Consider the following 23,139-nt stretch of genomic DNA (forward strand, 5'->3'; position numbering starts at 1 on the left):
ACGATTAGTGCTGCTTTTTTCCATCTATATAGATAGACTCAATTTGGTGGTTTCCAAAGTGGTATGGAATCATATGATAATTGGGAATTTTCTTAGTAATTATAAAATTAGCTTTTTTACTTTTAGTAATGCTTCCGACAGACTTACTTAAATTCATAGCATAAGCTCCGTTAATAGTAGCTGCATTAATGGCTTCTTCCGGTGTCATATTCATTTTTATACAAGCAGCGGATACTACAAAATTCATATTTCCGGAAGGGGAAGAACCCGGGTTAAAATCACTTGCTAAGGCTAGTGCCAGTCTGCTATCGATTATTTTTCTGGCCGGTGTATAAGGAATGTTTAAAAAATAAGAACAGTTTGGCAAGGCTACGGAAATGGTATCGGGATGTTTCTGCAGATCCTTTATATCTTCATTTGTGAGTACTTCCAAATGGTCTACCGATAATGCTTTGTGCTTTAGGCTCGTCCTGATTCCGCCTATGGCATTAAACTGATTTACATGTACTTTGGGGATTAAACCGTATTTTGAACCGGCTGTTAAAATGGTATCCAAATCCCGGACAGAAAAATATCCTTTTTCGCAAAAGCAATCGATAAAATCTGCTAATTCTTCGTTTGCGATAGCAGGTAACATTTCATTGATAATCAAATCGATATAAGCACCTTTATCATTTTTATACGCGGCGGGAATTGCATGAGCTCCCAAAAAAGTAGCTTTTATAGGGATTGTATAATTTTTTTTGAGCATTTTTATTATTCGTAACATTTTTATTTCTGACTGTACAGACAGCCCGTAACCGGATTTTATTTCAATAGCACCTGTCCCCAAAGAAATGAGTTCTTCTAATCTTTTTGCCGACTGTTTATATAAATCTTCTTCGGAAGTTTCTTGTAATCTTTTAGCCGAATGTAAGATGCCACCTCCTCTATTTGCTATTTCTTCATATGATAAACCGTTGATTCTGTCTACAAATTCTTGTGCTCTGTTACCTGCAAAAACCAAATGTGTATGACTATCACACCAGGCAGGTAAAATCATTCTACCCGTCATATTTAAAGTGCTATCTGCTTTTATGAGAGGGAGGTTTTCCATAGGGCCAAAATCTTCAATACAATCATCTTTAACCAAAAGAAACGCATTTTTTATAGTAGGCACTATTTTCATTTCTTCTCCGGAAACTTTGGAAACCGATAGGTCGCGTACCTGAATGAGCTCTTTGATATGGGTGAATAATGTCATCATTAGATGCAGTTTGAAAGTTAAAAAGTTTGTGGAATTTTAAAAAAATAGTATTGCCATCTGGTGAAAATCCATGAGTCTGTATTCTTGCATCTAAAAGGTGGTCTTTATTTAAACTTTCAGAACGGCAATGACACATGATATTACTTTAAACTACCGATCATATCTTCGGGTTTTACCCATTCGTCGTATTGTGCTGATGTTACATAGCCTAGTCTAATGGCTTCTTCTTTTAATGTGGTTCCGTTGGCATGTGCCGTATTTGCAATTTCCGCAGCTTTATAGTATCCGATTTTAGTATTTAAAGCAGTAACTAACATCAACGAATTATTTAATAGCTCTTTGATTCTTGGGCGGTTAGGTTCAATTCCTTTGATGCAGTTTTCATCAAATGAAACACAGGCATCTCCAATGAGTTGTGCGGATTGTAATACGTTTGCTGCCATCATGGGTTTAAAAACGTTTAACTCATAGTGCCCTTGTGTTCCCCCGATAGTTACTGCCACGTCATTGCCCATCACTTGTGCACAGACCATTGTCATGGCTTCAGCTTGTGTTGGGTTTACTTTTCCCGGCATAATGGAAGATCCCGGTTCGTTGGCGGGGATGATAATTTCTCCTATTCCGGAACGAGGGCCTGAGGCCATCATACGGATATCATTTGCAATTTTATTCAGAGAGACTGCGATTTGCTTTAAAGCGGCATGTGTTTCTACCAAGGCGTCATGAGCGGCTAAAGCTTCAAATTTGTTTTCAGCAGTAACAAAGGGAAGCCCTGTAAATTCGGCAATGTACTTCGCTACCAATACATCGTATCCCTTTGGTGTATTTAATCCTGTTCCTACTGCAGTACCTCCTAAAGCTAATTGACTTAAATGCTTTAAGGAATTACGTAGTGTTTTTAATCCAAAATTTAATTGGGCAATATATCCTGAAAATTCTTGCCCTAAGGTTAGCGGAGTTGCATCCATCAAATGTGTACGGCCTATTTTTACAACATCTTTTAAAGCATCGGCTTTTATTTGTAAGGTATTTTTTAGTTGCTCTACACCCGGAATGGTTGTTTCTACGATCTTTTTATAAGCTGCAATATGCATTCCCGTGGGGAACGTATCATTGGATGATTGCGATTTATTGACATCATCATTAGGTTGTATGGTTTTTTCCCCTTCACCGATAACATTTCCGGCTATTTCATGAGCTCTGTTTGCAATGACTTCATTTACATTCATGTTTGACTGTGTACCGGAACCGGTTTGCCAGATAACCAAAGGGAATTGATCGTCTAATTTCCCTTCTAAAATTTCATCACAAACCGTGGCAATTAGATCTCTTTTTTCCGAAGGTAAAACACCTAACTCGGCATTCGTATAAGCTGCTGCTTTTTTTAAATATGCAAAGCCATATACAATTTCCAACGGCATCGAAGCGGTCGCTCCTATTTTAAAGTTATTTCTGGAACGTTCGGTTTGTGCTCCCCAATACTTATCGGACGGTATTTCTACCTGTCCTATGGTATCTCTCTCTATTCTATACTTCATGTGTTTACTATTAGATTAGCATTCAAAATTACAAAAATATACCGGCCGGTTATTCATAAGTATTGTAAAACTCAAATTAAAATTATCTTTCAAATACTGGTTTGTATGTAAAATATGTTTTATTTTTGTGTATACTATTATTTGAAATATAATTTAAGGATGTTAGATTTTTCTCAATTTTCGGGCTTTGTTTTATTCATGTTTATTTTTACTGCCGGTTTTTGGCTGCTCATATTCTTATTAGCTTTTGTAGTTCCTTATTGGATTGGAGGTACTATTTGGGAAAACATCAAGCTCAGGAAAGAAGCCCGAAGTGCGGGTGAAGAAAAGTAGTTTATAAAAATACGTTTTTGTCGGTGTTCTTAAAAGATAAAACCCGGTATTGGGTTTTATAATAAAACCGGGTTTCTGTTCACCTTGAAACATTTATTGTCGGTTGCATGCGTTTAACTCCTTTATATCTATCTCACTTTGCATAAAATGAAAATTAGTATTATAAATGGCCCCAACTTAAATTTACTGGGGAAAAGGGAGCCGGAAATCTATGGTACGGATACTTTTGATGATTATTTTCAGTTATTAAAAGCAAAGTACCCGGAAATATCCTTAGCATATTACCAGTCTAATATTGAAGGAGAAATTATTGATAAGCTATATGAAATAGGTTTTGAATATGACGGAATTATTTTAAATGCAGCTGCATACACACATACTTCTGTTGGTATTGGTGATGCTGTAAAAGGGATTAAAACCCCTGTTGTAGAGGTTCACATTTCTAATATTCATGCCAGAGAAGAATTTAGACATGTCAGTTATATATCGGCAAATGCAAAAGGAGTATTATTTGGCTTTGGTTTACAAGGATATGATTTAGCCATTCGGAGTTTTTTATAGAGATTATACCAAAAAGAATACTAAAATAGTCCAATTTTCCTTACACAATCTTTAGACCATTTTAGTATTCTTTTTGGTATTACTTGCCCTCGGTTTTTTCTTTTGAAATTGAAAGATTGAAAAGTATACACTTTCTACTTTGAAACTTTACAACTTTCAAACTACGCTTACTTATATTTTCGTAATCTTCTGAGCATGCTTCTATTAAATTCTCTTTCGGCAATTTGCAATTGAATTATTTTTTTTGAAGCAATAACCTTTTTTAAACTGTCAAAAAATGCTTTTTTAATATGGTATATTTCTTTTTCCAAAGCAATCATTTCACGAATGATCATTTTAGCGTTGTCTTCGGAAATAGCTTCAATTCCTCCGGCATCTTTTAGTGCTTTTTTTATCTTGTAACGTTCTGCTGTTCGCAATTCCATTAGTTTTTTATCAAACTTATTATATATGGGCCAGAATCTTTCTGCTTCTTTTTCAGTGAAGTCTAATTTATCTGTCAGGTAAGCAATTTTTAAAGCCTGAATTTTTTCTTTGCCCTGTCTTTTTATTTTTATCTGAGCCTGCATACCAAAGCTCATTATTAACAATAAAAGAAATAATCTGTTTTTTAAGTTTATCATCTTCTTAATTTATTTCATTTAAAAGTGTTGTTATATCTTTATGTTCCAGATAGTTTTCAAGTTCGCTAAGTTGTATGGAGGGGTCTGGAATTTCATTTTCATTTACATCAATGTCTTCAAATACCGAATAAATATCATCACTTGATATTCTGTAAATATTATTTTCAAACCATCCTGCTATTTCTTCGTTGGTGGGCTCTTTTTCAAAAGAGAAAAAATGAAATGTTATGAATAGTAGTATCGAAGCTGCTACTGCCGCCGGAATTATTTTAATAACCTTTCTTTTTAATGAAATTACTTTTGAGGTTTTAAGGTTTTTAGTTTTGTTAAGAATACTATTTTCTACGTTTTTAAAATAGGATGTAGGAGTGTTAAATCCATATGTATCCGGAAATGATGCTTCTTGAAGTTTGACAAAAAAAGTATCTGTTATGGTCGTAAAATAATTTTTAGGAGCAGAAAATCCGGCGTCTTTACAGACTGTGCTTTTTATAAAATGTTCACTATTTTTTAGTTCTTTACTCATTATGGTTTTTAGACTATATGATTGTTTAAAGGTTTAATCATTAATTATGAATGGTCAATTATGAATTATTAGTTTTTATATACTTCTCAATTTTTTTTACGGCATGAAAATAGGAAGCTTTTAATGCACCAACCGACGTTTCTAATACTTCGGAGATATCATCGTATTTCATATCATCAAAATACTTCATATTAAATACCAATTGTTGTTTTTGTGGCAATGTTGCAATGGCTTTTTGTAATGTAATCTCAATTGCTTTTCCTGTAAATAAACTATCGGAATCTAAGGAGGAGACTAACTCTTGTTTTAATTCGGAAATATCAGTATCTCGTTCTCTGGCTTTCTTGTTTAAGAAAGTAATGGATTCATTGGTAGCGATTCTGTATATCCAGGAATAGAGTTTACTGTGTTGTTTGAAATTACCTATTCCTTGAAATACTTTTATAAAAGTGTTTTGCAGTACATCATCTGCATCTTCATGTGAAATTACAATTTTACGGATATGCCAGTACAAACGTTCTTTATACTCATTCATTAATATCCGAAATGCTTTTTCTTTGGTTTTGAGGTTTTTAAGTTGTGCTACTAAGCTAATTTCATCAACCAATGGTCATCTGTTTTTGATTTAGACGAAGCAAAAGCAAAAAAGTTTAAAACGATTATTTCTTTATTCTACTTCTGGAATATCCAAATAATCTATTCTGAGCAATCGTTTCTGAAATTCCTTCCGGCAACATTTCTTGCCATCCATCTTCTCCTTCGGAAATCATACGTAGTACTTCTCTTGAGAAAATATGTAAAATATCCGCATTAAAATCTTTAATATCATTTAATTTTCCATTGTTTTTAAAGAACTTATATAATTCTTTCATACGGGGGTGTACTTTCAGGTTTTCACTGGTAATATATTCATCTGTATTACCATCTTTATAAGGATACATGTATATTTTTAAATCCCTGTAAAATAGTTTTCCAAAGGCTTCCAGAATCCCCCCGCTTAAATGGCGATAGTATTTTTCATCAAAAATTTGAATCAAATTATATACCCCCATGGCTAGCCCCATTCTGGCTTTGGTAAATTCACTAAAATATTCGACCAGTTTAAAATATTCCGGGAAATTAGTGATCATTACATTTTGCCCCAGAGAGCATAAAAGCTCTGCTCTGTCCAGAAAATCACGTTCATTAATTTCTCCTTCTACCCTAAGGTTACTCAAGGTAATTTCAAAAATAATTTGAGAGTTTTCCGGATCTACTTTTTTTTCGGCAAAAAATAAATCTTTCGATTTTTGGAACATATCCATATTTACTTTCGTAACCGGCCTAAAACTCCCGCGTAAAGCAAGGATATTCTTTTTATACAATACCTGAGCGGGCAATAAATTGTTTCCATCCGGACCAAACATCACAGCATTAGTCATTCCGTTCTTGACCAATTGTAAACTCATTAGCCGGTTGTCTACATACATAAACCTCGGTCCGGAAAAATTGACCATATCGATTTCCAATTGATCTTTATCCAGATTGTCATAGAATGATTTTAACAGTTCTTTAGGATTGTCGTTTAAGTAGTAAGCCCCATAGATAAGGTTTACTCCCAGAATACCCAATGTTTCCTGTTGCAATCTTGCATCGGTTTCTTTGAAACGCAGGTGCAGTACAATTTCATTAAAACCTTCTAACGAATCTAATTGAAAGCGGATACCGACCCAGCCATGTCCCTTAAATTTTTTGGAAAAATCAATGGTAGCAACTGTATTCGCATAACTAAAAAAGAGTTTATCAGGATGCTTTTTTCTGCTTAACCTATCTTCTATCAGGTCTACTTCATGGCGCAACATCCTTTTTAAACGGGGTTCCGTTACATAACGATGATCTTCTTCTTCTCCGTAAATGGCATCCGAAAAATCCTTATCGTATGCACTCATTGCTTTTGCGATGGTTCCGGACGCTCCTCCGGCTCTAAAAAAATTACGAACAGTTTCCTGACCCGCCCCAATTTCCGCAAATGTACCATAAATGTCACTATTTAAATTGATACGGAGAGCTTTGCTTTTAGTAGCCGGGACACTACTAATTTTCTGATCTCCTTTTAAAGAAATAGCCATTTTTATAAACTTTTTAAATTGAATAACAAAAGTAATAAATTTAAGATTTACAGTTTATTTTTATAGTATTTTTATGCTCATTATGACAGTTACTTTTTTAGGTACGGGAACATCACAGGGAGTTCCTATGATAGCTAGTAAAGATCCTGTTTGTTTATCTGACGATCCGAAAGATAAGCGTTTGCGGTCTTCAGTGATGATTTCCTGGGAAGATGTCAGATATATTATTGATTGCGGGCCTGATTTCAGGCAGCAGATGTTACGGGAACACGTGCCATCTATTCACGGGGTTTTATTTACGCATGAGCATGCTGATCATACGGCAGGAATAGATGATTTACGGCCTTTTACATATCAGATGGGAGCAGTACCGGTTTATGCACAAAAGCGCGTTCTGGAAAATTTGAAAACACGTTTTGCATACATTTTTACTACTAAAAACAGATATGAAGGGGCTCCCAAATTAGATCAGTACCTAGTTACCGACCATTCTTTTAAACTGAAGGGTGTTTTGGTAACTCCCATAAAAATATTGCACGGTAATTTGCCAATTACAGGGTATCGTTTTGGTAATATGGCTTATATGACCGATTTAAAAACCATTAGTAATGCAGAGAAAAAAAAGCTACGAAACTTAGAGGTTTTGATTATAAATGCGTTGAGAATAGAGGAACATCCAACACATTTAAATCTTAGCGAAGCACTGTCATTTGTAAGAGAAATACGACCAAAACGTGCTTATTTTACACATATCAGTCATAAGCTGGGGTTTCATGCGCGTGTAGAAAAATTGCTGCCAAAGAATGTTTTTTTAGCATACGATTGTTTACAGGTAAAAGTTTAACCCGAATTAGAACTTATGGTGTTTTTTGAGTTGATATTAAAAGATTGAAAGATTTAAAAAATGTTTTGATGATTTCTTCTTATATCAAAAAGAATACAATTAGAAAGTTGGAAAGTGTAAAAGGTAATCTTATTTAGGTAGGTAAAACCTGAAACTTGAAACTTTTTTTGACTTATTCCAAAATTATTTTTGAGATTTTAATTCCCTTTGTAGCTCCCTGCTCGTTTTTGTACTTCCGTCATGACTCCAGCCGGGAGGCATAAAAATATATTTTAATCGGGTCATAAGGGGTAATTCTTTTCTATAAATAAAAAATTCTTTGATAATGGCTTTCCACTCATGGAAAACGATATTTACAGGCCCTTTGTTTTTTAACTTTTTTGTTAGGCCGTATTTAATTTCTTCATATTTTGTTTCATCTTCTTCTGCCTGAAATGTTCCAAAAATTCTATCCCAAATAATTAAAAGCATCCCTAAATTTTTATCCAAATACTTAACATTAGATGCGTGATGTACTCTATGATGTGACGGAGTTACAAATATTTTACCCCATAAACCCAATTTACTTTTGATAAAATTGGTATGACATAAGGTTCCGTAGTTTTGATTCATAGCGTATGCAAACATAATGTGCAGAGGTTCTACACCTATAAGTGCCAGAGGCACAAAAAACATATATCTAAAAAGTGGCTGTAAGACCGGCGATCTGAACCCCGTGGAAATATTAAAGTACTCCGAGTTATGATGTGTTACATGAACTGCCCAAAAAAAAACGAGAGTGATGATCTATATAATGGTGAATATAATAAAGAAAATCCTGGCCTACAAAAGCCACCACCCAATACATCCAGTTCTGCTCTTCCCATGTAACAAAGCTATATGTATAGAAAAAACCCATCACTAAAAAAGAGAAAGCTTTCATTATTAAATCCAGGCTAAAGTTTATCAAAGCAAAGTATACATTTGTTGCAGTATCCTTAAAACCATAGTTTTTAACTTTAACTCGGTAGCTAAAGTACATTTCAGTTAAAATGATTGCTAAAAAAAATGGAGTAGACCAGTAATATAAAATATCTTGATTTAGTAAGTCATTCATTTATAAAAATTATTTACTGAATGTTTATTATCACATCAAATAGTGCTTTTTGAGTTGATAGTAGTATAATGTTAAAAAATTTAAAGATTAAAAAAAACAATCATTTCTCTAAGTGTCTAAACGGTCATTCAAAATTATTTAAATCTGTATTAAAATTTGCCGCCTAAATTAATAATTATTTGAATAAAAGAGGTATTTTGAAAATTTAATAAGTATAGTTATTATTGGCTCTAGTTTAAAATTGCGTTGATATTAATTTTTGATACTTCAATCCAATATTTTGATATTTTTGATACGCATTAATATGTTCTGACACTTTATTTACAAAGGCATTGAGTTTATCGTTTCTATATTTTAATTTTTCTTTGATGCGATACCAGTTCAAATATTGTTGCAAGTATTTGGTAGATACTCCCCAAAACTTGTTATCTATCCATTTCTTAACTCTGTTATGAGTTGAGTTGACATGTTGTATATGATACACTTTGTTTTTGACACGTTGTTTTATGACGCCTTTTAGAGTGTGATGCTCTATTTTATTGTCTATTGCAAATCCTTTGTAGCTTAGATGTGTGTCCCTACATAAAATGGCTTTACTTGCCTTTATTCTGCTGCCAATAGCATTTACAATATCTATTTTCTTTAATCTTCCCATAGTGGCTACAGTAATATCTGGATTAGATGTTCTATCTTGGGTTACAATAACAGCTACTTGATCATTACTGATGCCTTTGGTTTTAGAGCTACCACCACGTTTTCTTGATTCCCGATGATTTACTGGTCGCCCTTTTTCTGAATTTAAAAAGAAGGTCTCATCACTTTCTGTAATGCCTGTAAAATCATCTTTATCGTTTTCTGATAATGGGACTAATATCTTATGAGGCCAGTCAAAAGCCGTTTTCTTGTTTATCGATAAGGCTACTTTTATCTTATCTAAGCTCTTTTCTTCTAGCATTAATTCAAGGTAGTCATCAATCTTGTCCTTATGTTGCAAACCTGCCATCCAAGTACCTGTGTATTCTGTAAAACTGCGTTTGCAGGATTTACACTTATAGCGCTGAGAGCCTTTGTCAATACCAAATTTTACATACTTTGGATGCGAGCAATGGGCGCAACAACCTAACTTATTGTCTAATAAAAAACGCCTAGATTCTTGGCTTCTTACCGTTGGAACTGAATCTTTTGGTGATGTTGACAATTCTTTTAACAATTCCTGCCTTTCAGATGGGGAAAGTTTGGAAATTCCTCGCTTTATTTCTTGTAAATTCATGTATTAAATATACAAATAATAGCTGTTATTAACTAGAGCCAAATAATTTTATTGGTTTCAATCGTTAGTTAAAACTATGCACTTTAGTGCAAGACTTTCAGTCGCTACCCACTTTTTTATCTTTGCTCTATGGCGAAAGAATTCCGTAGAGGAGGTCATACAGTTTCTTGGTTGACTGCTCATATTGTTTGGGGTTACAAAATATCATTATCCTATTCTTGTTGGAGATATTCAGGTTCGATGTCGTGATTTGATCCGTCAAATTTGTGATGCTGAAGATGTCAAGATATTGAAAGGCGTCATCAGTAAGGATCATATCCACATTCACATTGAATATCGCCCTAAACTTAGTATTAGCAATCTTGTAAAACGACTTAAAGGCAGAACCTCTCGTCATCTTCAACAAGAATTTCCTCAACATGGGAAGAGGTATTGGGGTCGTCATATGTGGGCAATAGGTTATGGAGTTTGGAGTACTGGCAATATCACTGATGAAATGGTCCAAGAGTATCTTGAACATCATCGTAAGCCTGATGATCGAGGAGATGATAATATTATACTTGAATAAGAATTCCATTCTGTTCCTTTGTTACAAACCTATGGCACTTTCAGGCCATAGTGGTTTAGTCAAAATTTACCCCTAAATCAAAAAGTATAAATTTTAACTTAGTATCCTTTTAAAGGTTTTGAAATTTATAATTCATTGATTTTAAGAGTCTTTCATCTAATTTCTAACAGTGTAACGGTCTATTTTCTATAAGTTTCGGATAGTTATGATATTTTTTATTATAAACCTGAGTTCAATTTAACTTGAGGTTTTTTTAGGTAAGAAATTATAAGTGATAAAACTAGAGATTAAATTACGAAAACTTCTATGTCTTGAATGTTCAGTTTGGCACTATACCTTATAAAAAGGTAATTTTACAATGGTAGCCGGTATCGTTTTTTTACGAATTTGAATAAAAATGATATTTCCGGGTTTCGAAACCCCTTTAGGTACATACCCTAAACCAATTCCTTTTCCTAGTGACGGACTCATAGTACCGGACGTAACAACTCCTATTTTATTCCCTTCGACATCTACAATCGGGTAATCATGGCGAGGGATTCCACGTTCTGACAGTTCAAAAGCAACTAACTTCCTGATTGTTCCTTTTTCTTTTTGTACTTTTAAATTTTCAGCATTTATAAAGTCTTTGGTAAACTTAGTGATCCAACCCAAACCGGCTTCAATAGGAGAAGTAGTATCATCAATATCATTTCCATACAAGCAATAACCCATTTCCAAACGCAAAGTATCGCGGGCAGCCAAACCAATGGGTTTAATACCGAAATCCGCACCGGCTTCAAACACTTTATTCCAGGCCTGTTCTACTTCCTCATTTTTCACGTAGATTTCAAAACCACCGGAACCCGTATAACCCGTGGCAGAAATAATAGCATACTTAATTCCGGCAAAATCGGCTACCTTACATTTATAAAAAGGAATTTTTTCCAAATCAACGGAAGTTAACGATTGCATGGTTTTTATGGCTTTTGGGCCTTGAATGGCTAGCAAAGAATAACTATCGGAGATATTTTTTAGCTCAGCACCGATTCCTTCATTATGCAAGTTAATCCAATCCCAGTCCTTTTCAATATTAGCAGCATTTACTACCAGTAAATAGGTGTATTCTTTTACCCGATAGCAAATCAAATCATCTACAATTCCGTTCCGATCATTTGGAAAATAACTATATTGTGCATCTCCTATTTCCAGTTTGGAAGCATCATTGGAAGTAACTTTTTGAACCAGTTTCAACGCATTTTGCCCTGTTACCAAAAACTCACCCATATGACTTACGTCAAAAACCCCGACACCGGTTCTAACGGCTACATGCTCTGCGGTAACCCCTTCGTATTGAAGTGGCATACGATACCCGGAAAAAGAAACCATTTTTGCACCAAGTACTTCATGTATATGTGTCAGTGCAGTATTCTTCATTTGACAAGTTTGATGATAACTATTGGCAAATGTATCGAAAATATACCAAAACCAAAGGAAGAGATCATGACGTGTAATTTGAGCTTAATAATGCATACCGTTTAATTTCACTGTTTTCTGTGAATTAAAAATTTCACTATTTTATGGTATTGTTTTTTAAGTTTTATTTTTCTTGTTTTATTATCTAATAAAAAATGAGAAACATAAATATAAGGATAAATATGTCATGCTACATTAGACAAGCATAATGGTCAAAAACGGACTAAACATCCAAAATCAAAAAATGTGGAAATCTGTCAAAAAGAAACAAAAAGTATGACAAGCGAGTTACGAAAACCGAAAAAGCCGAAAAAATATTAACCTGGAAAAGTCTAAAGAAAAGAAAATGATTTTTCCCCTAAAAGTAAGCATTATGAATATGAACTCATTTAAACTTTTTGGATTTAAGCGAAAATTAGAAGTTTTTAGCTCTGTTGAAGGATTTTTTGAGTTGCATAGCAGCGCTACGGAAGGAAAAAAAGATAAAAACAGAGCTAAAAACAGCAATTTTTTAGCAAATCAAAAAAGGTTTTTAGAGGTCAGTAGATAATTTCATAACTTGTATGTCAATAAAAATAGGGATTTTATGGAAATTTTCAAGGGTCAAAACCTTTTAGAGTTCGCTGAACGCTTTAAAACAGATGTAGATTGCAAAGCATATCTAGGTCAAATCAAGTGGAAAGAGGGTTATGTATGTCGTAAATGTGGTAATACCAGTTACCAAGTACGTAAGAACTTTTCAAGAACATGCAATAAATGTGGTGATACAGAAAGCCCAACGGCTAACACCATTTTTCACAGAGTGCGATTTGGTGTACGAAAAGCCTTTTTTATCTGTTTTGAAATGGCAACTACCACCAAGAGTTTATCAGCTACACAAATGGGTGTACGCTATGGTATTACAGAAAAGACAGCACGATTGTTTATGCTTAAAGTAAGAGAAGCTATGGCTTCTAGTGAAAATAACCCTATGGATGGTCATGTACAGGTTGATGAATTTGTGTTGGGTGGTTATGAGCAAAACAAGATAGGTCGTAGTTATGATGCTAAGAAAAAGAAGGCTATTACTGCTGTTGAGTTCACAGACCAGGGCAAAGTAAAGCGTATGTATGCTTTAAACATCAAAGATTTTTCTGCACAATCGTTGCAATATATGTTCATTAAGCATATTGATAGAAAGGCTCAAGTAATCACTCACAAATGGAAAGGCTACAGGCCTATTGCAAAAGCCTATAACATTACCCAGATTGATAGCGACAAAGGATTAAACTTTAAAGCCTTACATACGATGATTCATCAAATAAAATCATGGATTAGGACAACTTATTCTTGGGTAAGTGAGTTTAATCTAAACCGATACTTTAATGAGTTTTGTTTTAGAATTAATCGCTCGCAAAACAAAAACACAATATTCAATAACTTAATAACTAAAATGGTCATGAGTGATAAAATTTATCAAAGTGAAATTATATGTAACTAACTACTGATCTCTAAAAGTTTAAATGAGTTCTATTTTAAAAATTATGAGAAATCCCTATTTGTCAATTTTTATGGCTTTAACCATATTATTTGTTTCTTGTGAACAATATACTACACAAATACAAAAAGTTGAAAATAAATTTGACTATACTATTTTTAATGAGAATAAGGATAACCCCGTTTTTAAAGAAATTCTTAATAAAGTTCAGAATTCTGAAACAGTATCAAAATCTACTTCTAGCATAGAGAAAAATCAAAATATTTTAGACATTGTTAATAATTCTGTTGGTACTAATTTAAATCTTCCCGATTTAGCCTTAGATTTTACGAATAATAGCGGAGAAGAAATTTTAAATATTGCGTACGAAAACAAGTGGATAACTCAAAAAGATGTTATATTGATTAAATCACTTATGAATGATTATAAATTCGGAGGTTTTGATTATGCAATCAAAAATTATGAAAAATCTGTTTTGGAAATGAATTTATCCGCAGAGGGGTTTGCTAAAAAAAATTACTTTTTAAATGTAATACAACTTGTTAAATACCAAAACGTATTTAATAATAATTTACACTCTAAATCCGAAAACTTTCCTTGGGATTGTGTATTTGCTGTTGTTGGAGTTGCGGCCGGTATTGCAGGATTAATTGCTTGTGCGACAGTCGTTTTTTGTGCCATAGCTTTAGCAGGGTATCTGGCTGCTATACGTAATTTCATTAAACATTGCATAACACCCTATATGTAATAAATACAACATAGATATGGTAAAATTTTCTAAAAAAACAGCTTTTATTTTTTTCTTCGTATGTGCTACGTTTTCCGGCATAAGTTTATATAAAATTGATTGGGAAACCATAGGGGTAGGAACTTGGATAGATACTTTTAATAAAATAGACGGATTTATTGTTTTTATGATACTAACTATCTTTTTTATGCTTTACTATGTAAAAAAGATAAAAGAAGAGAATAAGTAATGGTTGAACTAAAATTACTTTATGAACTCATCTTGACTTTTTGTTTTTAACCGAAAATGAACTGAAATTTAACTGGATGAGGCACTTTTTAAAAGCTATATCGCTACAGGTAAGAAAAGCAACGAAATATAGGTGAATTTCAGTCATTTTTTAGGAAATGGAAAAAGTCAAGATGAGTTCTATTAGTAACGAAAAGAAAAAGTAAACAGAGCCCACTAAAAACCAGAAGTATAAGTTTCCCTTATAATGCAAAAATTGTGTTAATATTTTTACTTAAAAATTTATATGTACTACATTTGAAATCAATCAACTTAGAAAAATCAATGAGGCTATTAGCATTACTATCAGTAATATCAGTATCTTTCACTGCAAATATAGTTGCACAAACGCCAACTGACTACTTATCAAAAGATTTTCACAAGCAGAAAAGAACGGAATTTAGAAATAAGATGGCCGCAAATTCCGTAGCCGTTTTTTTTGCAAATCCGTTTAGAAACAGGGCCAACGATGTAGATTATATATATCATCAAGACCCGAATTTCTATTACCTAACGGGCTATAGGGAACCCAATGCAGTATTGGTTATCTATTCTGAAAATCTACAAAATAAAGAAGGTGCCGGTTTTAATGAAGTCCTATATGTTCAAAAAAAAGATCCCAATGCCGAAATGTGGAACGGAAGAAGGTTGGGGGTGGCAGGAGCAAAAAAAGAACTGGGTTTTGGCCACGTCTATAATGCTATTGAATTTATAAATACAACCATACATTTTAAAAAGTTTGATAAGGTATACATCGAAGCATTTAAAGACGATTATAGAAATACGGGAAACAAAGCTGAAGTGTTTGACCTGGTAAAAAGCTTTAAAACCAAATCCGGTTATGATCCCAATGTATATTTATCACAAGCAAAAAAATATGTATATGAAATGGTCAAAGAAACTCCCGTAGAAAATAGTGTAAGTGTAGCCCGGATTATCGGCAGAATAGAAGCACATTATTCCGAGATAAAAGAAGATCAACTGCTGATGGAATACAAAGCAGCAACAGATGCTAAACTGAAGGGTGAATTGAAGCAAAAAATTGCTCTGAAATTAATTCCGAAAACAAATATTGACATCCGTTTTTTGGAAAACACATTGGCTGAAATGCGTGAAGTTAAGTCTCCGGAAGAGATAAAATTACTCACCAAAGCAATTCGTATTTCCGCCGTAGGACAGATAGAAGTAATGAAAGCTATGAAACCACACATGTCTGAAACCGAATTACAAGGTATCCATGAATTTGTATATAAAAAATACGGAGCCGAATATGAAGGATATCCTTCTATTGTGGGAGCAGGAAACAATGGTTGTATCCTGCATTATATTGAAAATAACAAGACAAAAGTAGGAAACGATTTGGTATTGATGGATTTGGGTGCCGAATACAGAGGATATACGGCAGATGTCACCAGGACAATTCCTGCAAATGGAAAATTTACCCCGGAGCAAAAGGCAATATATGATATTGTTTATGATGCCCAGGAAGCCGGTATCAAAGCAAGTGTTGTCGGAGCCCCCTTTGGAGCATCAAATAATGCAGCGAGAAAAGTAATTAATGAAGGGCTGTTCCATCTGGGTATTATTAAAACAGTGGATGAAAGACATCATTATTTACCTCACGGAACAACACATTATATCGGTTTGGATGTGCATGATCCCGGGACTTACGGGCCGTTTAAAACAAATTCCATAATTACGGTTGAGCCGGGTATTTACATACCGGAAGGAAGTCCTTGTGATAAAAAGTGGTGGGGAATTGCCGTACGAATAGAAGACGATATTTTAATTACCGAAAACGGCCCGGTTAATTTATCTGCGGAAGCCCCCAGAAAATCAAGCGAGATTGAAAAAATGATGGCACAGAAAAGTGTTTTGGATGCATTTGTATTACCGGATTTGGATTAAGATTATTTTTATAATAAGATATCTTTGCAAAATAGTGATATATTCCGTATTTGAAGTCAAATCAATTCTGCAAAGGTCTCAATAATCTATACCTCAATCTGAGTATTAAAAGAGTTATTCTACATTATTTAAATATTCTTTTAACCCCTTATAACTACTGATATTAATTACTTGCTTTTCTTTTTCTAACAGACGTTGAATTTTTTCAGGAATATCAAGCTTGATAGCTAATGTATGCTCTACGGTATCTAAGAATTTTATAGGATGTGCGGTTTCTAAAAACACCCCCGTTTCATCAGTTGACAAGCCATATTGTTGCAGTCCCAAATAGCCTACGGCTCCGTGAGGGTCTGCTATGTATTTGTAACCATACAACTCCTTCAGTGCTTCTTTTGTCTGTATATCATTAAAACCAAATGAAGAAAACGTATTTTTTAATGACTGTATATTGTTTTCGAAAATTTCTAAAATCCGTACAAAATTACTTGGATCTCCAACATCCATGGCGTTAGACAAGGTAGCTTTTGAAGGCTTTGGGGTATATTTTTCTGTTTTTAAGAATAGCGGAATTGTATCATTGATATTAGTAGCAGCAATAAAATGTTTAATAGGAAGCCCCAGTTGTTGTGCCATCAGGCCTGCACAAATATTTCCAAAATTTCCGCTGGGTACCGAAAATACGAGTTCCTTATTTTTTGATTGCAATTGCTTATAAGCAAATAAAAAATAAAACATCTGCGGAAGCCAACGTGCAATATTAATAGAGTTGGCAGAAGTTAATACAGGTTTGATTTCAGGGTCTAAAAAAGCTGTTTTTACCATATGCTGGCAATCGTCAAAAGTACCGGCTACTTCCAGAGCAGTGATATTATGCCCCTGTGTGGTGAGCTGCTGCTCCTGAATCTCGCTTACCCTGCCTTTGGGATAGAGAATAACTACCTGTATGCCTTTTACTTTTAAAAAACCGTTTGCAACTGCCCCGCCCGTATCTCCGGAAGTGGCCACCAGTACGATAATTTTATCCGGATTGTCGCGATTAAAATACTCCAAACACGCTGCCATAAATTTGGCACCTACATCTTTAAAAGCCATGGTGGGGCCGTGAAATAATTCCAATGTGGCTATGTTGTTTTTTACCGGAACAACCGGAAAATCAAAAGAGATGGTTTTTGCAATAATAGTTTTTAAAACATCGGCAGGAATTTCATCTCCAACAAACGGTTGTATTACTTCAAAAGCAATTTCTTCATTGGAAAAAGAGCTGATATTTTGAATAAAGTCCTCCGGTAGAGGGGCTATGGATTCTGGAAAATACAATCCTTTGTCAGGAGCTATACCGTTTATGACGGCTTCTTTAAAAGAAGTACGTAAAGAGGTGTTATGTAAACTATAATAGTGCATAGTGGTTATTTGGTTTGGAGGATTTTAATTCCTTGTTGATTTATTTTTGAGATGTGAATTTCGAAACCTATGCCGGTATTTTTATATACCTTTTCCATAGACGTTGCCACTTTATATGCAGTTTCCCAACCTTTGCTTAATGCAAAAACGGAAGGGCCGGAACCCGAAATTCCGACACCTAACGCACCGGCTTTAAGCACTTCGGTTTTTAGAAGATCAAAAGAAGGAATTAAAACCGACCTGAAAGGCTCTGCAATTTCGTCGTGTAAAGAACGCCCGATCAAATCATAATTTTGAGTATATAATCCGGCAATCAATCCTCCGAAATTTCCCATTTGTATAACGGTTTTCTTTAAGCTGACCTGTGGTTTTAAAACAGCCCTTGCCGCTGAGGTTTTTATTTCTATCTGAGGGTGAATCACCGTTACGAATAAGTGTTCCGGGGGCGGAATTTTAATGACTTCCAACGGATCGTATCCGCGAACCAATGTAAAACCACCGAAAAGAGCCGGAGCTACATTATCTGCATGTGCAGTGCCACTTGCCAACCGTTCTCCTTCCATAGCAAAACGCACCAGATCCGTAGTATTAAAAGATTGTTCTAAAAATTTATTGATGCCAAAAACAGCACCGGCAGCACTTGCGGCACTACTGCCAATACCACTGCCGGGTTTTATTTTTTTATGAATTTCAATTTCAAAACCAAATGAGGTATTACTCTCTTTTAATAGTGCTAACGCGGCTATACCGGCAACGTTTTTCCGAACGTTCGTAGGTATGTTTTCTTGTCCGGTAACAGATGTAATGCGTACTCTCTTATCAACTGTTTTTCTGATAATCATCTCGTCCCCAACAGTATCGAGGCATAAACCCAAAACATCAAATCCGCAAGAGACATTTGCAACGGTTGCCGGAGTAAACAGTTTAATTTCGTTCATTATTAGTTTATACTTTTCCGATTCTGATCACATCGGCAAAAACCCCGGAAGCAGTTACCGCAGCACCGGCCCCGGCACCTTTAATCAACATGGGGTTTTCCGGATATCGATCTGTAAAAAATAAAACAATATTATCACTTCCTGCCAAGGTATAAAAAGGATGCTCCGGTGTGATAGGTTGCAAACCTACTCTTGCTTTTCCATTATTAAACTCGGCAACGTATTTTAACCGGGTGCTATTATTACGAGCTTCCTGATAGATTTTTTGAAAATGAGCTTCGTGTTTTTTCAAAGATCTATAAAAACTTTCATTGTTGGTAGTTGCCATACACTCTTTCGGGAGGAAACTATCCGTTTCAACAGCATCTAATTCCAGCTCATACCTACTTTCTCTCGCTAAAATTAAAATCTTTCGGGCTACATCTATACCGCTTAAATCAATCTTCGGATCAGGCTCCGTATACCCTTGTTTTTGAGCCTCAACAACGATGTCATGAAATGTAGTATCCGCGTTAAAATGATTAAAAATAAAATTTAAACTCCCGGACAACACAGCTTTAATTTTGTGAATACGATCGCCGGAATTGACTAAATTCTTTAAGGTATCAATAATTGGTAATCCGGCTCCTACATTGGTCTCAAACAAAAACGGAGCATTGTATTTTCGGGAAACACTTTTTAATGTTTTATAGTTTTCCAACGAGGAAGCACAGGCAATTTTATTGCAGGTTACAACACCGATGTTATGGCGTAAATATTGTTCATAGGCCTGAGATACGGCTTCACTGGCAGTATTGTCAATAAAAACACTGTTTCTTAAGTTATATGCTTTGGTTTTTTCTAAAAAGACATCAACACCTGTAGATTCTCCGTTACGTAATTGTGCCTCCCAATTCGAGAGATCGATACCATTTTCATCAAATACCATTTTGGTAGAATTAGAAATTCCGATGACACGAATGTTGAGTTTTAATTTTTTCTTAAGGTATTTTTTCTGTTGTTGAATTTGAGATAAAAAATGTTTTCCAACATTGCCAACACCGCAGAGGAACAGGTGAAGCTGCTTTATTTTTTCTTCAAAAAATGCTTCGTGCAATACATTTAAAGATTTCTTGGCATCGTTTTTATGGATCACTGCGGAGATATTTTTTTCCGAAGCACCTTGTGCAATAGCTCTGATATTGACATTGTTTTTGCCCAAAACGCTAAACATCTTACCACTCAACCCTTGGTGGCTTTTCATATGATCGCCAACCAAAGCAATGACGGTCATATTCTTTTCCGCAATGGTAGCATCTAATTTGTGTTGAGCTATTTCATAGGTAAAAGTTTCATCGATACATTGTTTGGCAATGTCTGTAGACGCTTCATTGATTCCCAAACAAATAGAGTGTTCCGAAGAAGCCTGTGTAATTAAAATAATATTAATATTCTGATTTGATAATGCTTCAAATAATCGTTTTGAAAACCCCGGAATTCCTACCATTCCACTTCCCTGAACAGTAACGAGTGATATATCTTCAATATAACTAATTCCTTTAACAATACTTGTACTTTTCGCCTCCTTCATAATAAGAGTTCCTGTATGTTCCGGATCGAAAGTATTTTTAATGGCAATAGGGATCTCTTTTTCCAGTACGGGCTGAATGGTTGGAGGGTAAATTACTTTTGCTCCAAAATGAGACAGCTCCATTGCTTCCTGATATGAAATATGTGAAATAGGAATGGCTTGTTTTACGATACTGGGATTTGAGGTATATAGCCCACTGACATCTGTCCATATTTGCAATTCATCCGCACCAATGGCCGCTGCATATATGGCTGCGGAAAAATCCGATCCTCCGCGTCCGAGTGTCGTAGTTTTTCCGTCCGGTGTACTCGCAATAAATCCGGGCAATAAAATAACAGCAGCTTCGGATTGTCGAAAACACACTTGCACTCTTGGATTTGTACTACTGAAGTCAACTTCGGCATTTAAAAAATTATCCGAAGCAATAATAAGCTCTCTACTATCCTGATAAACAGTTGATAACCCTTTCTCCGAAGCCGCTTCGGAAATAATATACGAAGATAATAGTTCCCCGTAGCTACTGATAATAGCGAGTGTTTTTGGGGTAAGTTCCTGTAATAGGAAACAACCTTCAAGTAAGGTTTTTAAATGATCAAAATAGTATTTTACATGGTCTGGAACCACATCTTGACGTGCTTTTGAGATAAGGCTTTGAATAACCTCTAAATGGTTTAATTCAATTTTTGCAAACAATTTTTTATAATCTTCATTTTTATGGGTGGCCATATTTGCAGCTTCTATAAGCATATTGGTAGTTTTCCCAAAGGCAGAAACAACTACTGCAATACGACTTTTTTGAGCAGCGTGGGTCATTATGGCTATAACTTTTTCTATGTTTTCCGAATTGGCTACGGACGAACCTCCAAATTTTAATACCTTCATTTTTCAGTAAAATAGATTTTATATGTTTTTGCATTTTCAAACTATGTCGAAACAACTGATAACTAAAAATTAATTGCAAACATACCTTTTAAATGGCAGATATTATATCATTAACAATGTAGAAGTTCATAATGCCATTCATTTGGGGTAAGTTATTTAATTTATGTGTTCTTTATTCTTTAATAAAACTCTTACTTTTTTCTTTAATAATTTCTAAAATAGGTTTGTTATGAATTTTACTTTCCAGCCAGGATAAAATATCCAGATAAATAAAAGCTCTTTTTTCATATGGGTGAAATTCATAAACTTTGAGTTTTGAGTGGATTTTTTTAAACTCATTTTTTAGTTGATGCGGATACACATCTCCCAAAGATTTAATACTCGAAATAAGTACTTTTTGTACTTCCTGTAGGTTATCCATTTTTAATAAAAACTTATAAGTATCTTTGAAAATCCTTTCCAGATCGTAATCCATTCCGCATTCATAATGAGCAATTAAATTTAAAACTCTCGCGAAACATTGTAAGTCTTCCGCAATTTTTAACTCCTTAGAAGTGATGATTTTTTGTAAGTATTTAATGCACAATACATGATTGCCGATTCCAAAATACAGGCAAGCTATTTTATAGTATAACGTTACAATATGATGGGTATCCAACCTGTTTTTATAAGCTAGTATTTTCTGCTCAATGATAGCTACCAAACACATTCCTTTGTTAAAACTACCCTCCATAAAATGCAGATTCAACTGATTGGAGTAATAGTATAAGAATATCAATATTTCCGTATTGTTATTTACCGGAATAACTTTTTGTTGAATTTCTTTTTCAAAACGGGAAAGTTCTTTTTTGAATCGCGAATAGTGCTTTATGAAAAATAAAGCTTCTAACAAGTAGTTTTTTCCTTTTAAATAAAAAACAGGATGAATACAGATGTTTTTTGGATAGTCCTTAAATAAATCCAAATATTTGCATGCATATTTATAACTTGATAGAAAATCTTGTGTCAGAAAGCTATGCCATAAATGAGTTTTATAGAGCCATAATTTTTCTCTAAATCCCAGATCTGCAAACGTATATTTTGGTAATTTATCATTAAAATAAGTATTGACTTCTTTCAATTCATGGTCATTTTTTACATATCCGTTTTTTAATAAAATACTATATAATTGTAAGGATAAGTTAGAAAGCTTACTCGTAATAACATTCTGAAGACTCAATGTTTTTGCCTGTATGGATAGTTCATCTGCCCGGGTACTTATACTACGTGTAATATACTGTGTTTCAATGATTTTTTCTAATTCAACAATTTCATAAGCAATATTTTTTTCTTCATTTTCAATAGAAATATTTTTTGCTTTATCCAATAATTTTAAGCTTTGTTTGTATAAACCTTTTTGATACAAAATAGTGGCAAAATCTAACTGCTCTCTGATTTGAAGACGAATATTTTGATGTGCGGGGTTTAACCTCAGGCTTATCAACAACTGCTTGTACAAATGTGTTTTTAAATTTGATAACTGCTGCTTCGTAACAATACCACTGTCAATAATTGACTTCTCATTATATTTTTTTTGCTTATCTAAAAATTTGAAAAGCGAGAAGAATTTGGCGTCCACATTACCGTCTAATCTGCCTATATATAAGTTAAACTGCCGCTTTTCAGATTTGGAAAGCGATTTTATCAATTCAAAAAGAGCATCGTTATGTAAACTGACTGCCATATTAGGATTGAGGTTAATTTATTGATTATTAGTTTTTTATATTTTTTTTAAAGCTGT

19 protein-coding genes and 2 pseudogenes are annotated in these 23,139 nt (G+C 34.2%); 8 read left to right on the plus strand and 13 right to left on the minus strand.

Features of this window, described 5'->3' with window-relative positions:
- Positions 1 to 4: 4 nt before the first annotated feature.
- A complete protein-coding gene (locus tag GKR88_09690) occupies positions 5 to 1,246 on the minus strand; it encodes an imidazolonepropionase (protein QMU64527.1) in 1,242 nt (413 codons plus the stop codon).
- A gap of 140 nt (positions 1,247 to 1,386) precedes the next feature.
- Positions 1,387 to 2,784 carry a class II fumarate hydratase gene (gene fumC / locus GKR88_09695; protein ID QMU64528.1) on the minus strand — a complete coding sequence of 466 codons (1,398 nt, stop codon included), beginning with the start codon at positions 2,782 to 2,784 and terminating at the stop codon, positions 1,387 to 1,389.
- Positions 2,785 to 3,264: 480 nt separating this feature from the next.
- On the opposite strand from fumC, the gene aroQ reads away from it, so the two are divergent.
- A complete protein-coding gene (gene aroQ, locus GKR88_09700) occupies positions 3,265 to 3,678 on the plus strand; it encodes a type II 3-dehydroquinate dehydratase (GenBank protein QMU64529.1) in 414 nt (137 codons plus the stop codon).
- Between the two features lie 167 nt (positions 3,679 to 3,845).
- On the opposite strand, the gene GKR88_09705 is transcribed toward aroQ, so the two are convergent.
- From GKR88_09705 to GKR88_09720, 4 genes are all read right to left on the minus strand, one after another.
- Positions 3,846 to 4,301: a sensor of ECF-type sigma factor gene (locus GKR88_09705; GenBank protein QMU64530.1), complete on the minus strand. Its 456-nt coding sequence runs from the start codon at positions 4,299 to 4,301 to the stop codon at positions 3,846 to 3,848.
- Positions 4,302 to 4,305: 4 nt separating this feature from the next.
- Positions 4,306 to 4,827, minus strand: coding sequence for a hypothetical protein (locus GKR88_09710; GenBank protein ID QMU64531.1), 522 nt, complete (start codon positions 4,825 to 4,827; stop codon positions 4,306 to 4,308).
- A gap of 58 nt (positions 4,828 to 4,885) precedes the next feature.
- The gene (locus GKR88_09715) at positions 4,886 to 5,362 is read right to left on the minus strand and encodes a sigma-70 family RNA polymerase sigma factor (protein ID QMU66689.1); all 477 of its coding nucleotides are present in this window, start codon (positions 5,360 to 5,362) and stop codon (positions 4,886 to 4,888) included.
- A gap of 124 nt (positions 5,363 to 5,486) precedes the next feature.
- Positions 5,487 to 6,935 (minus strand): TonB-dependent receptor, encoded by a 1,449-nt coding sequence (locus GKR88_09720; protein ID QMU64532.1) that lies wholly within the window; start codon positions 6,933 to 6,935, stop codon positions 5,487 to 5,489.
- An 82-nt stretch (positions 6,936 to 7,017) separates the two neighbouring features.
- Between GKR88_09720 and GKR88_09725 the strand changes: the two genes are divergently transcribed.
- Positions 7,018 to 7,779, plus strand: a complete 762-nt coding sequence (locus tag GKR88_09725) for an MBL fold metallo-hydrolase (GenBank protein ID QMU64533.1) — start codon at positions 7,018 to 7,020, stop codon at positions 7,777 to 7,779.
- Between the two features lie 183 nt (positions 7,780 to 7,962).
- Here the strand turns inward: GKR88_09725 and GKR88_09730 are convergent.
- Both GKR88_09730 and GKR88_09735 read right to left on the minus strand, forming a co-directional pair.
- Positions 7,963 to 8,875, minus strand: a pseudogene (locus GKR88_09730) (sterol desaturase family protein).
- Between the two features lie 235 nt (positions 8,876 to 9,110).
- On the minus strand, positions 9,111 to 10,145 hold the full coding sequence (locus tag GKR88_09735) for an IS1595 family transposase (protein QMU64534.1): 1,035 nt from the start codon (positions 10,143 to 10,145) through the stop codon (positions 9,111 to 9,113).
- A gap of 129 nt (positions 10,146 to 10,274) precedes the next feature.
- On the opposite strand from GKR88_09735, the pseudogene tnpA reads away from it, so the two are divergent.
- A pseudogene (gene tnpA / locus GKR88_09740) lies at positions 10,275 to 10,713 on the plus strand (IS200/IS605 family transposase).
- A gap of 330 nt (positions 10,714 to 11,043) precedes the next feature.
- On the opposite strand, the gene gcvT reads toward tnpA, so the two are convergent.
- Positions 11,044 to 12,129 carry a glycine cleavage system aminomethyltransferase GcvT gene (gene gcvT / locus GKR88_09745; GenBank protein ID QMU64535.1) on the minus strand — a complete coding sequence of 362 codons (1,086 nt, stop codon included), beginning with the start codon at positions 12,127 to 12,129 and terminating at the stop codon, positions 11,044 to 11,046.
- Positions 12,130 to 12,547: 418 nt separating this feature from the next.
- Here gcvT and GKR88_09750 point away from each other — a divergent pair, with 418 nt between their 5' ends.
- The 5 genes from GKR88_09750 to GKR88_09770 all read left to right on the plus strand — a co-directional run bounded on the left by GKR88_09750 (position 12,548) and on the right by GKR88_09770 (position 16,568).
- On the plus strand, positions 12,548 to 12,718 hold the full coding sequence (locus GKR88_09750; protein ID QMU64536.1) for a hypothetical protein: 171 nt from the start codon (positions 12,548 to 12,550) through the stop codon (positions 12,716 to 12,718).
- Between the two features lie 36 nt (positions 12,719 to 12,754).
- Positions 12,755 to 13,648 (plus strand): IS1595 family transposase, encoded by an 894-nt coding sequence (locus GKR88_09755; GenBank protein ID QMU64537.1) that lies wholly within the window; start codon positions 12,755 to 12,757, stop codon positions 13,646 to 13,648.
- 43 nt (positions 13,649 to 13,691) lie between these two features.
- Positions 13,692 to 14,393, plus strand: a complete 702-nt coding sequence (locus GKR88_09760) for a hypothetical protein (protein QMU64538.1) — start codon at positions 13,692 to 13,694, stop codon at positions 14,391 to 14,393.
- 16 nt (positions 14,394 to 14,409) lie between these two features.
- Positions 14,410 to 14,622, plus strand: coding sequence for a hypothetical protein (locus GKR88_09765; protein ID QMU64539.1), 213 nt, complete (start codon positions 14,410 to 14,412; stop codon positions 14,620 to 14,622).
- A 323-nt stretch (positions 14,623 to 14,945) separates the two neighbouring features.
- Positions 14,946 to 16,568 (plus strand): M24 family metallopeptidase, encoded by a 1,623-nt coding sequence (locus tag GKR88_09770; protein QMU64540.1) that lies wholly within the window; start codon positions 14,946 to 14,948, stop codon positions 16,566 to 16,568.
- 114 nt (positions 16,569 to 16,682) lie between these two features.
- On the opposite strand, the gene thrC is transcribed toward GKR88_09770, so the two are convergent.
- The 4 genes from thrC to GKR88_09790 form a co-directional block, all read right to left on the minus strand.
- The gene (gene thrC, locus GKR88_09775) at positions 16,683 to 17,969 is read right to left on the minus strand and encodes a threonine synthase (protein ID QMU64541.1); all 1,287 of its coding nucleotides are present in this window, start codon (positions 17,967 to 17,969) and stop codon (positions 16,683 to 16,685) included.
- Between the two features lie 5 nt (positions 17,970 to 17,974).
- Positions 17,975 to 18,907: a homoserine kinase gene (locus tag GKR88_09780; GenBank protein QMU64542.1), complete on the minus strand. Its 933-nt coding sequence runs from the start codon at positions 18,905 to 18,907 to the stop codon at positions 17,975 to 17,977.
- Between the two features lie 7 nt (positions 18,908 to 18,914).
- Positions 18,915 to 21,359, minus strand: coding sequence for a bifunctional aspartate kinase/homoserine dehydrogenase I (thrA, locus tag GKR88_09785; protein QMU64543.1), 2,445 nt, complete (start codon positions 21,357 to 21,359; stop codon positions 18,915 to 18,917).
- Between the two features lie 172 nt (positions 21,360 to 21,531).
- Positions 21,532 to 23,082, minus strand: coding sequence for a hypothetical protein (locus GKR88_09790; protein QMU64544.1), 1,551 nt, complete (start codon positions 23,080 to 23,082; stop codon positions 21,532 to 21,534).
- Between the last annotated feature and the right edge of the window lie 57 nt (positions 23,083 to 23,139).

The organism is Flavobacteriaceae bacterium (assembly GCA_014075215.1).
In the GTDB taxonomy this organism is placed as follows: domain Bacteria; phylum Bacteroidota; class Bacteroidia; order Flavobacteriales; family Flavobacteriaceae; genus Polaribacter.

Excerpts from the sequence above, each read along its gene's own strand:
- thrA (QMU64543.1), bottom strand. The coding sequence starts at position 21,359 with ATGAAGGTATTAAAATTTGGAGGTTCGTCCGTAGCCAATTCGGAAAAC.
- gcvT (QMU64535.1), bottom strand. The coding sequence starts at position 12,129 with ATGAAGAATACTGCACTGACACATATACATGAAGTACTTGGTGCAAAA.
- GKR88_09790 (QMU64544.1), bottom strand. The coding sequence starts at position 23,082 with ATGGCAGTCAGTTTACATAACGATGCTCTTTTTGAATTGATAAAATCG.
- thrC (QMU64541.1), bottom strand. The coding sequence starts at position 17,969 with ATGCACTATTATAGTTTACATAACACCTCTTTACGTACTTCTTTTAAA.
- aroQ (QMU64529.1), top strand. The coding sequence starts at position 3,265 with ATGAAAATTAGTATTATAAATGGCCCCAACTTAAATTTACTGGGGAAA.
- GKR88_09765 (QMU64539.1), top strand. The coding sequence starts at position 14,410 with ATGGTAAAATTTTCTAAAAAAACAGCTTTTATTTTTTTCTTCGTATGT.
- GKR88_09760 (QMU64538.1), top strand. The coding sequence starts at position 13,692 with ATGAGAAATCCCTATTTGTCAATTTTTATGGCTTTAACCATATTATTT.
- GKR88_09735 (QMU64534.1), bottom strand. The coding sequence starts at position 10,145 with ATGAATTTACAAGAAATAAAGCGAGGAATTTCCAAACTTTCCCCATCT.
- GKR88_09720 (QMU64532.1), bottom strand. The coding sequence starts at position 6,935 with ATGGCTATTTCTTTAAAAGGAGATCAGAAAATTAGTAGTGTCCCGGCT.
- GKR88_09710 (QMU64531.1), bottom strand. The coding sequence starts at position 4,827 with ATGAGTAAAGAACTAAAAAATAGTGAACATTTTATAAAAAGCACAGTC.
- GKR88_09725 (QMU64533.1), top strand. The coding sequence starts at position 7,018 with ATGACAGTTACTTTTTTAGGTACGGGAACATCACAGGGAGTTCCTATG.
- GKR88_09705 (QMU64530.1), bottom strand. The coding sequence starts at position 4,301 with ATGATAAACTTAAAAAACAGATTATTTCTTTTATTGTTAATAATGAGC.
- GKR88_09770 (QMU64540.1), top strand. The coding sequence starts at position 14,946 with ATGAGGCTATTAGCATTACTATCAGTAATATCAGTATCTTTCACTGCA.
- GKR88_09780 (QMU64542.1), bottom strand. The coding sequence starts at position 18,907 with ATGAACGAAATTAAACTGTTTACTCCGGCAACCGTTGCAAATGTCTCT.
- GKR88_09690 (QMU64527.1), bottom strand. The coding sequence starts at position 1,246 with ATGATGACATTATTCACCCATATCAAAGAGCTCATTCAGGTACGCGAC.
- GKR88_09755 (QMU64537.1), top strand. The coding sequence starts at position 12,755 with ATGGAAATTTTCAAGGGTCAAAACCTTTTAGAGTTCGCTGAACGCTTT.
- GKR88_09715 (QMU66689.1), bottom strand. The coding sequence starts at position 5,362 with ATGAATGAGTATAAAGAACGTTTGTACTGGCATATCCGTAAAATTGTA.
- GKR88_09750 (QMU64536.1), top strand. The coding sequence starts at position 12,548 with ATGAACTCATTTAAACTTTTTGGATTTAAGCGAAAATTAGAAGTTTTT.
- fumC (QMU64528.1), bottom strand. The coding sequence starts at position 2,784 with ATGAAGTATAGAATAGAGAGAGATACCATAGGACAGGTAGAAATACCG.